This window comes from Rhodoplanes azumiensis, from assembly GCF_042682915.1.
In the GTDB taxonomy this organism is placed as follows: domain Bacteria; phylum Pseudomonadota; class Alphaproteobacteria; order Rhizobiales; family Xanthobacteraceae; genus Rhodoplanes; species Rhodoplanes azumiensis.
Genome location: NZ_JBHUIW010000052.1, coordinates 1 through 10,052 on the forward strand (window position 1 = coordinate 1; position 10,052 = coordinate 10,052).

Here is a 10,052-nt window from a genome sequence, read left to right on the forward strand (position 1 = left end):
GAAATTTCATCCGACACGCAGGCTATGCACCAACGTGAGCGAAAACCGGTCTAATATACCTCAATTAAGAACAGGGCTTCCATCCCCTTAGCAAATCACGCATGCTTCCCTCGAAAGTCGGGGATGGGATCATGTCCGAAGGGGATTATGGGAGTCTGTCCGGTTTGCCGGACGGGCAGCTCGTTCGGCTGTTTCGGGAAAGAGGCCGCGACCCGCGTTTTCTCGAAACGCTCAACGACGAGCTCAAGCGCAGGACCACGGACGCGGCGATCGATCTGCAATTCGAGGTCGTGCAAGCGCGGCGCGCTCTGTCGCAGTCGGCCTTTCCGGGCCGGCCGCAAGCAGCCCGCTCACACCCGGATACGCTTCAGGATTGGCTGCACGCGTTTCTTCGCGCCCGGAACATCGGAGGACCGGACGAGCGAGCATTCTATCGCTACCGGATGACTGACAAAGAGTACGTGCAAGTAAAATCTATACTTCGCGATGTGGCTCAGGCTGGTCGCCTGGAAAAGCCGGACTATTTCGCAGGCGCCCTTTTCGTCGCTTATTGCGCAGAATGGTTCCGTCGAGAGTCCGACACTACATTCCTTCGCTGGGACGACCCGGCGCCGGACATCTTTCCCTCCGTTCCTTACGCGAGCAAGCAGGAGTTGACGAATTACGGCCTCGCCTATTGGCGACGAAAGCTGCGGCGGAGCGAGCACGTCCGCAAGTTCCTGCTGACCGTGGCGCTCGAAGGCGGATTTCCGGTCCGCATCCTGGCGGACGGCGGCCGCGGCTGGCTGAAGGACTATCTGCGCGCGATCATGCGCCGGGCGATCGCGGGACGGGCCGAGACCGCGGACGAGATCCTCGCCATCGCAGAAGAAGAGCGCGGCCGAATGCGCAAGAGCTACCAGCACGACGACTTCGTCGCACTGTGCTCCGAATTCGCCGCGAAGCTCCTCCAGCTTCGTCGGAAGGCCGAAGCCGAAGGCGCCGGTGGCATCCGCAACTCGGCGCTCCTCGATGCCAAGTATCCAGACTGGCGGGACGAGTTGCCGGTCTACGTTCCAGCCGAGGACGAAGCGCTCGTCGCCGAGTTGCTGACCGGCCTGCTCGACGAGAAGATGACCGGCCTCGTCACGGCAGGCGTCGAGGTGAAGCGATTCCTGGTCAAGCGAGACGGCGAATGGCGGCCCGCCGTCCAACTCGTGGCGGACGGCGAAATCAGATCGGAGAAGTTGCCCGGCCTGACGGCCCTCAGCCGGGTTCGCGCGATCGCGACCGGCGAACTCTCCAACCACCTGGCCGGCGAGGTCGCACTGTTCGAGCCCCCTGCCGGCGAACAACGGCGTTGGCGGGTTCGCCCCTTTTTTCGGACGGCGAAGCTCCTGCCCGACTTCCCGTTCGCCGCTCCCGTCACCGTGACGCTGAGCTCGCCCGACAGTCCGCCGCAGTCCTGGACCTGGCATCGCGGCGATGCCGTGCGGTCCGATGTTCTCGTGTTCGAGCCGGACGAGGGCTCGACCGAGCAGCAACCGCTGCTTCGATTCGTCCGCTCCGGCTCGGTGAGCTCTCCGGCCAAGACCCTTTTCGTCCTCGTTCCGGACCACTGGATGGTCGAGCCCGTCGCCGAGGGGACAGAGACCGAGATCGAGGATGTTCCCGCCCTGCGCCGCAAGCTGGCCCGCCTGACCTCGGCGACCCACTTCCACGCCGACGAGGCGGAGGCCGTCCGTTTCAGGGTCGAACCGGACGCAGACGCGCAAGAGCGGGAGCTCGATCTTCCGGTGCTCGTCGATACCACCGTGGTACCGGCCGATGGCGATTGGGATCTGGTGGCGACACCGGCGAAGGTGCGGATTCGCGAGAACGGAAGCCAACCACGAGCGCCTCGCCCGGGCGAATTGTTCGTTCGGCGGCCGGGCGGCCGGTGGAGCCCTCTCACGGCCTCGCTCGACGCGGCCGGGCTGATCGAGCTCTCGTGGCGCGACTCCGTCGCCGACATCCAGATCGAGAAGCGGCGGTTGGCACTGCTACCGGTCGGCGCCCGCATCGACGGCACGATGAAAGACGCCCTGACCGGAGAAATCCGGCTGCACGGTTTGCCCGGATGGACCGCCACTGTCCCGACCGCGTCCTGTGCGGTCGATGCGTCGAGGACCGACGTGCTGGCGATCCGGTTCTCTGGACGTCCCGTTTATCGGCTTCCGCTGACGCTCCACCCGCCGTCGGGTACAGCATTCGACGTGATCGTGCCGCTCGTCGGGCGTGACGCGGTCGTCGCCCTCGCCGACGGTTCTATCCTCCCGCCGGGTCGACGGATCGACGTCGGAGCCTTGCGCGGCGCGGTCGTCGTCTCGCCGGGACGGAGCATCGTCCATCTCGCACCGAAGGGGGCCAGATCGAGCGGGATCAAGACGATCGTCGACGGCGAGCTCCCCCTCGGCGTTCTGCGAAGCTCGATCGACGAGATGCTGGCGACCCTGCCGGGGCAGGACGATCTGGTGGAGCTCGATTTTCTCGGCGACACACGACAACCGATCCGTATCAGCCGTTATCGGCTCGACCGACTGGTTCACGACGGAGATCTGGTGCGTCGGCCCGAGTCATCGAGAGCTTCCGGCATCGCACCCGTCGCACGGATGATCCTGGACCCGCGACACGAGCACGCGCTGGAGGATACCGGCGACGGGCACTGGCGACTGCCGGAGCGCTGCAAGGGGCTTTGTCTCGTCTACGCGCGAGACGGCATCGACGTCGTCTCGCGCCCCGTCCCGATCGTGCGACCCGGCTCTCCGGCCGTCCATTTCGGAAGGCTGGTTTCGGCGCTGACGATCCTCGATTTCGAGGAACGCCAGCGTGCGATCGTCGAGGCGTTGAGCTGCCTCGGACACGACGACGGCAGCACGAGCGACGTCACATGGTTGCGCGATGCAGCGGCCAACCTGAACGGACTTCCGGCGACCGCCATCGACGCGCTCAGGTTGCTCCCTGCCGACGCCGAGGCTCTCCTGAATGTTCTCTTCGCCGCCCGCGACGCCGGCGACCGTGGTGCCATCTGGTCGTTGCAGAACAGTCTCCCCTTTCTCTGGCTGGCGCTTCCTGTCCGGGCATGGGCAACGGTGATGACTCGAACCTGTGAAAGCTCGGTTAGGGCGCTCAAGGGAACCCTCGGCCAGAGGGTCGCCATGGAGCACGCAATCGAATGGCTGCGCGACTTGTCCGCCGACCTGACGGCATTGGAGCCGGCTGTCCAAGCCATCTTCGACACGGCCGGCCTCCCCGCGCCGGCCGCCGCGCCTGTCCCTTCGCTCCGCGAGCTGACGGATACCTACATTCGTGATCAGCATCACCGGGGCGGCGAGGCACCGAACGACATCGCCTCGCGTCTTTCGTCGGCCGGCCTGAAGCTTCCATCCGAGATCGGGGCGAAGTCGCACGAGAGCTTCGCCGGCCTCTTCGCCCCTGTCCTTCTCGCCGCGAGCGCCCGGGGGCGACTGACGCTCCAGGGTCACGAGATGCTGCTCGTGCGTCGGGTTCTGCGCGAAGACCCGACCTATGTCTCGGCAGCGTGGCGACATTTGCTGAAATTCTACGGCTCCAAGTGATCGGCTTCCAGTGACATGACTCCGTTCGATGTTCTGAGCGACGTGAAACGGCGGACCGTCGAGGCGGTCATTGCACAGTCCGGGTTGGCCCACGAGGGGCTTCGGCGGCATCTGCGCGTGCTGCTCGGTGGGAACGACCCGCTGCTCGGCGCCATGCTGCAAGAACCAGTGCTGGAAGGCGCGCACCCGTTCGTCACCGCCGAGATGCCGATGGCGGCACTTGCTCCGTCGCCGCTGCATGGAGATTTCGTCGCGGCCCTCGACGGCCTGCCCGCCGACCACGACTATCGTTTTCCACGCACACGGAGACCGTTCCTGCACCAGGCGCAAGCTTGGCGTATTCTGGCGGAACGCGATCCCCAGTCTGTGCTGGTGACGTCGGGAACCGGATCGGGAAAGACCGAGTGCTTCCTTTTTCCGATCCTCAGCGATCTCGTGTCTCAGGCGCAGGGGCGACGCGAGCCGCTCGAAGGGGTGCAGGCGATCATGCTGTATCCCCTCAACGCCCTGATCGAGAGCCAGCGCGAGCGACTCTCCGCCTGGACCCAACCGTTCGGCGGCAGGCTGCGCTACTGTCTCTACAACGGCGACTTGCAGCCCGCGGCTAAGGAGTCCGACCGCCGCCGCACCCCCGAGCAGGTGATCGACCGCGAACGTCTTCGGGCCAGTCCCCCGCCACTGCTCGTCACCAACATCACCATGCTCGAATACATGCTGGTGCGGGCGGAGGACCGGCCGATCATCGACTCGTCGCAAGGCAAGCTGAAATGGATCGTCCTCGACGAGGCCCATTCGCTGGTCGGCGCGGCAGCGGCGGAGATCGCCTTGCTGTTGCGCCGGGTCATGCTCGCCTTCTCGATCGCACCGGAGCAGGTTCGCTTCGTTGCGACATCCGCGACGATCGGATCGGGCGAGAATGTCCAACAACAGTTGCAGCGATTCCTGGCAGAGGTCGCAGGCATTCCCGACGATCGCGTCCACGTGATCGAGGGCCGACGCCGGATGCCTCTTCGACCCGGCGGTGAGTCCGGACGAACGCCTCCGGACATCCGCACCGCCGACCCCGCCGCGCTCTACGATCTCCTCGGCCGCGATCCGAAGACGTGGCGCCTGGTCGAGCGACTTTTCGACGGCGGCGTCCCGCTGGCCGACTTCGAAGAACCGGCGAAGACGTATGACGTCGGGGCGGCCGATCTCGTGGTCGCGATGTCCCGTGCCGCGCGAAAGACCGACGATCTGGAGGAGGAACGCCTCGCGCCAATCCGCCTGCACGCCTTCGAACGCGCGGTTCCCGGCGTGTGGAGCTGCATCAATCCGGAGTGTCCGGATCGCCCGTCCGACTGGCCGTTCGGGCGCATCCTCGCCGAGCGAGCCGATCAATGCCCTTGTTGCGGGGCGCCGGTGCTGGAGGTGGTGAGCTGCAACGAATGCGGTGAAGCTTATCTGGAAGGGATCGAGGCCGGGCCTCGCCTGTCGGCGCCGTTGCGCAATCCGCCGCGCGACGAGTTCGCGTTCGACAGCGGGCGCGAGGGCGAAGATCGCCCCGACGACACGGACAACGAGGACGAGAACGAGGACCAGAACAAGAACCCCGTCTGGACCCGTCTGTTCGCCGCAACCCCGACCTCGGCTGCCCGCAAGCTCCACCTCGACCCGAGTATCGGCTGGCAGGTCACCGACCAGTTCGCCGATGGCGGTCTCACTCTCCTCTACGAGGACTACACCGGCCCTCGCGCCTGCCCGCACTGCACGCCGACGGGACGCAAGGATCACGACCTGATTCGGCCGCTCCGGTTCGGTGCTCCATTCATTCTCGGCAACGCCGCGCCGATTTTGCTCGAGGGCGTGGAACCGGCCAAGACCGATGCGGAGGAGAGGCTGCCGGCGGCGGGGCGCCGTCTCCTCTCGTTTACCGACAGCCGTCAGGGCACGGCCCGCATGGCCGCCAAGCTCGAGACCGAGTCGGAGCGCAACTTCGTCCGTTCCTTCATCTATCATCAGGTCCAGGCATCGATGCGCCCGCCCGCCGGCGCTGACGACCAGGTGGCGAAGCTGAGAGGTGACATCCAACAGCTCGAGTCCATCTTCGCGACCAACCCGCAGCCGATCCTGGAAAGCATGATCGCCAAGAATCGGCGTGAGCTCGCGAATCTCACATCGGGCAGCACCGACGGGATCGCGTGGCCCGAGCTGGTGAACCGGCTCGCGAGCCGCATCGAGGTCGCCGAATGGATCAAGGGCCTGTGGCAGGCGCGCGACGAGGAGCTGTTCACGAACGAGTTCAAGATCGCCGAGTTCCTGCTGCTTCGGGAATTCACGCGCCGACCGTATCGCGCCAACTCGGCGGAGACGCTGGGCGTCGCACGCCTGCGCAATCCGTCGATCGATCGGCTCAGCGAAACGCACCTCCCCGCCGCCTTTCGCCGGAGAGGCAAGACGACCGACGACTGGCGTGGGTACCTCGATGCGATCCTGACGTGGTTCGTTCGGGCGAACGGTGCGATCGCGATTTCCTGGCAGATGCAGCATTGGGTATCGTCCCGCGCGAAGCTCCGATCGCTGGTCGGTCCGGACGAGCGGACCGACGGCGACAAACGGCTGCACGCTTGGCCGAACGGACAGCTTCGCGCCAATCCCCGATCGCGCCCGGTCGCCTTGTTGATGCACGGCCTGCGACTTGCGCTCGACCAGCCCGCCGATCGGTCGGATCTCGACGATTGCCTGCGTGTTGCGTGGTCGCAGATCCTAGCGACGCTCTCGAGCGATCCGGAGCGGCGGATCTTCGATTTCACCAAGACCTTCGTCGCACCCGTCGTCGACGGGTTCTTATGTCCCGTCACGCGCCGCGTTCTCGACCGGGCGCCCTTCGGCCTCACTCCCTATGGCATCGAGGAAAGGACCGATGCACGGCGCCGCGCCGCCTCCATAACCCTTCCGCGCCTCCCCGTCCCGATCCTGGGTGCCGCGAATTTTGCCGCCGCGAGGGCCGACATCCAGGCGTGGCTCGAATCGGATCCGATGATCGCCGATCTGAGGGCCAAGGGAGCCTGGACGAACATTTCGGATCGTATCGCGCTTTTCGCGGACTACGCCCGCTCGGCCGAGCACTCGGCGCAGCAGGACAGTCGGCGTCTGCGCCGCTACGAGCACGACTTCAAGGCGGGACGGATCAACATCCTCAACTGCTCCACCACGATGGAGATGGGCGTCGACATCGGCTCGGTCTCCTCGGTGATGATGACCAATGTGCCGCCGTCGATCGCCAACTATCGCCAGCGTGTCGGCCGCGCCGGCCGACGCGGTCAAGCGGTCGCCCTCTCGTTCACGTTCTGCAAGGACCGGCCGCTCGACCGTGAGGCGTTCCGTGATCCACGGGCGTTCCTTCGCCGAACCCTCTCTGCGCCCAAGGTGACGCTCAGCAGCCGACCGATCGTGCAGCGGCACGTCAATGCGTTCCTGCTCGGCTGCTTCATGCGAGAGCACGCCGGCGACGCGCTCAAGATGCAGATCGGAGCCTTCATCGGCTGTCCATCCGATCCCAAGGACGCACGTCCGCTCAAGGCGGAGCGGCCCGTGGAGGTCTTCATCGACTGGCTCGAGCGGCCGGCGACCGCATCGCGCGTCGCGGACGACATCGCCCGCTTGACCCGACGCTCGGTTCTGGAGGGAGACCGCCGCTTGGTCGAGGATGCGACGGACGCGATCAAGGCCCTCGCCGCCGACTTCGTCGCGGAATGGGAGGGGCTCGTCGCACTTGCCAAGGACGAAGGCCTCCAGGATGCCGGCCGATCGCGGATGGCGGTGGAGCTTCGGCGCATGTGCGGAGAGTTCCTTCTGGGAAGCCTCGCCGACCGTGGATTCCTGCCGGGCCATGGCTTCCCGACCGATGTCGTGTCGTTCATTCCGGGCAAGGAGTTCAAGGCGGGCCCCGACGCGCCTCCGGACGGCACTCGGCAGTTTCGCACGGTCGGGCCGCAGCGGTCGCTCGATCTCGCGATCCGCGATTACGCCCCCGGCTCGGAAGTCGTCCTCGACGGCCTCGTGCACAAGTCGGCCGGTGTCACGCTGAACTGGAAGCGCCCCGCCAGCGCCGAGAATCTCGCCGAGGTGCAAAGCCTGCGTCACTTCTGGCGCTGCGTCGAATGCGGTGCCAGCGATACCAGGCGCGCCGGAAGCCCCGATTTCTGCCCGATCTGTGGAGCTGACCGGCCCACCAGCGTCGAGTTCATCCGGCCCGCCGGCTTCTCGGTCGACCCGCGGGTTCGCGCCCACGCCGACACGGACATCCTCTCCTATGTGCCGCCCGAGGATCCCGTCGTTTCCGCCCGTGACGCGACGTGGCACAGCCTGCCTGTCCCCGAGCTCGGCCGCTACCGCTGCAGCCGCGAGGGCCTCGTCTACTATTCCAATCGCGGCGGACCGCGCCAATTCGGATACGCGCTGTGCCTTCAGTGTGGACGGGCGGAGCCGGACACCGACAATCGCGGGCTTGCGTCACCGCCCCCCGCCCTCGTCGACCACAAGCCGCTGCGTTACCGGAACGGACAGGATGTCTGTCCAGGAAACGACAAGCCGTTCAGCATCAAGCGCAACCTCTCCCTGGGCCTGGAAATCACCACGGACGTCTTCGAGCTACAGCCGCACCACACGCTCCGCCGTGCCGGCGCGAACGCCCTCGTCATCGCATTGCGCGAGGCCCTGGCACAGGAGCTCGGCATCGAGGCGGACGAGATGGGCTTCGCCGTCGATCAGACCCGGAATGCCCTGGGGGCGCCCGCCATCTCCTTGTTCCTGTTCGACCGAGCGGCAGGTGGCGCCGGATTCGCAATATCGTTCGAGCATCTCCTGCGACCCGTGCTGCAACGCGCGCAGCACATCCTGGACTGCAGGACGCCGGGATGCGAGCGGGCCTGCGCAGCCTGTGTGCTGACCTCCGATGCGCCCGACGGAAAGGACGAGCTCGACCGCACCGCGGCGCTCGCGTTCATGCGCGCTCATCTGACCCTTCCGGACGAACTGGACGGCGCGGACCGCTTTACCGACGATGCGGTGTTGTCCCTGACGCCGCTCGACGAGATCAATCGAGAGCTTCGGCGTGTTGAGAAGTCGGCACTGACGATTTTTCTGCCGACCGGGACGACTCCTGCGGCGCTGCAGGACTGGACGGTGGCGCCGCAGCTTCTCCACTGGGCCATGCGCGGCCATCCGGTGACGCTCGCCTTTCCGACGGCTCAGATCGACGCAATGAGTTCGGCCGATAAGCTCGCGATCCGAGACTTCGTGCTGCAGCACAAGGTCGCCCTGGTGACGGCAGAAGCACCGGCACTGGCGAACGGCGGAATTGCCCTCGCGACGATCGAGCCGAATGGTCGTTCCGAATCGCGCCTCGTCTGGGCGACGCGCGAGGCCGAGCCGCGCTTTCCCGGACCGCACTGGGCACGCCCGAGCGGCAGTCCCGTCGTTCGTGGACGCACATCGATCGCCTCACGGCTCGCGCATCTGGACTTGGCGACGCTGCTGCCTCCGCCCGGCGCACAGATCAGCCAGATCGGCTCCGAGCTCGACGGAGATCTCGCGACATTCGGGATCCGTGCATCGAAGCTCCTCATTCAATTGCTGACGCAATGTGGCGTTTGGCCGGGGGGCGGCATCTCCCGCGCAACCTACCAGGATGCCTACGTGTGCTCGCCGCTGGTGGCGCGCTTGCTGATCGACACGATGAAGCTCGTGTTCGCGCAATCGGGAAACGCATCGGCGGCGCTCGTCGTCGAAACCCAGCCTCCGCGTGTCGCCGGCTCTCGCGGCGAGCCTTGGCAGATCTTCCACGACTGGCGGGATGCGGTCGATCAGCGCGCCGTGATTGAGGCGCTGGGCACGCGACGCGATATTCGCGTTTCGTTGCAGCACAAGGATGTGCCGCATGGCCGCTTCCTCGATGTTGAGTTCGCCAATGGGCACACCGCGACAATCGTGCTGGACCAGGGCTTCGGCGCTTGGGGTCCGCCGCGAAGTGTCGTCGTTCGCCACGACTTCGGAGCCGACCATGCAACTCAGGCCAAGAGGCTCACGTCCGTGAATGCCGCCCTTCAAAGACGGAGGATCGGCAAGACCTACGTCGTCGCGACTTCCGGCAAGTTGTGACTGTGTTGCCCTCGGCGGAGACGGCGACACGAAACCGTCGGCAATTCACTGGCTCGGGTCCGAGGACGGCGTGCCGCTTATGGCGGAGCCGAACAGCATATCGATATCGCTCTCCTGCACCGGCGGGGCGAGCATGTGGCGGGACAGCTCGCGCTTGTGCCTGAGAAGCTTTTCCAGCGTCACGTCGAAGGACGCATCGCGGAACTCCGGGTGCGTCGCGAGCAGCACGTGGATGGTCACCGGGCGTTCCTGGCCGATCCGTACCCATCCGGTGAAGGCCGCAGGGAAGTCGGTTCGGGCAGAGATTCGGGGTCG

Annotated in this window: 3 protein-coding genes; 2 read left to right on the top strand and 1 reads right to left on the bottom strand. The window is 66.1% G+C overall.

The window, feature by feature from the left end:
• Positions 1 to 131: 131 nt before the first annotated feature.
• Together ACFSOX_RS23325 and ACFSOX_RS23330 are read left to right on the top strand one after the other, a co-directional pair.
• The gene (locus ACFSOX_RS23325; RefSeq protein WP_378480214.1) at positions 132 to 3,596 is read left to right on the top strand and encodes an STY4851/ECs_5259 family protein; all 3,465 of its coding nucleotides are present in this window, start codon (positions 132 to 134) and stop codon (positions 3,594 to 3,596) included.
• Positions 3,597 to 3,611: 15 nt separating this feature from the next.
• Positions 3,612 to 9,737, top strand: coding sequence for a DEAD/DEAH box helicase (locus ACFSOX_RS23330; protein WP_378480215.1), 6,126 nt, complete (start codon positions 3,612 to 3,614; stop codon positions 9,735 to 9,737).
• A gap of 45 nt (positions 9,738 to 9,782) precedes the next feature.
• Here ACFSOX_RS23330 and ACFSOX_RS23335 read toward each other — a convergent pair.
• The coding region (locus ACFSOX_RS23335; protein WP_378480216.1) for a hypothetical protein at positions 9,783 to 10,052 on the bottom strand (270 nt) is incomplete at its 5' end.

Bases quoted from the DNA above. Each gene is read 5' to 3' on its own strand.
- ACFSOX_RS23325 (WP_378480214.1), top strand. From the start codon at position 132: ATGTCCGAAGGGGATTATGGGAGTCTGTCCGGTTTGCCGGACGGGCAG.
- ACFSOX_RS23330 (WP_378480215.1), top strand. From the start codon at position 3,612: ATGACTCCGTTCGATGTTCTGAGCGACGTGAAACGGCGGACCGTCGAG.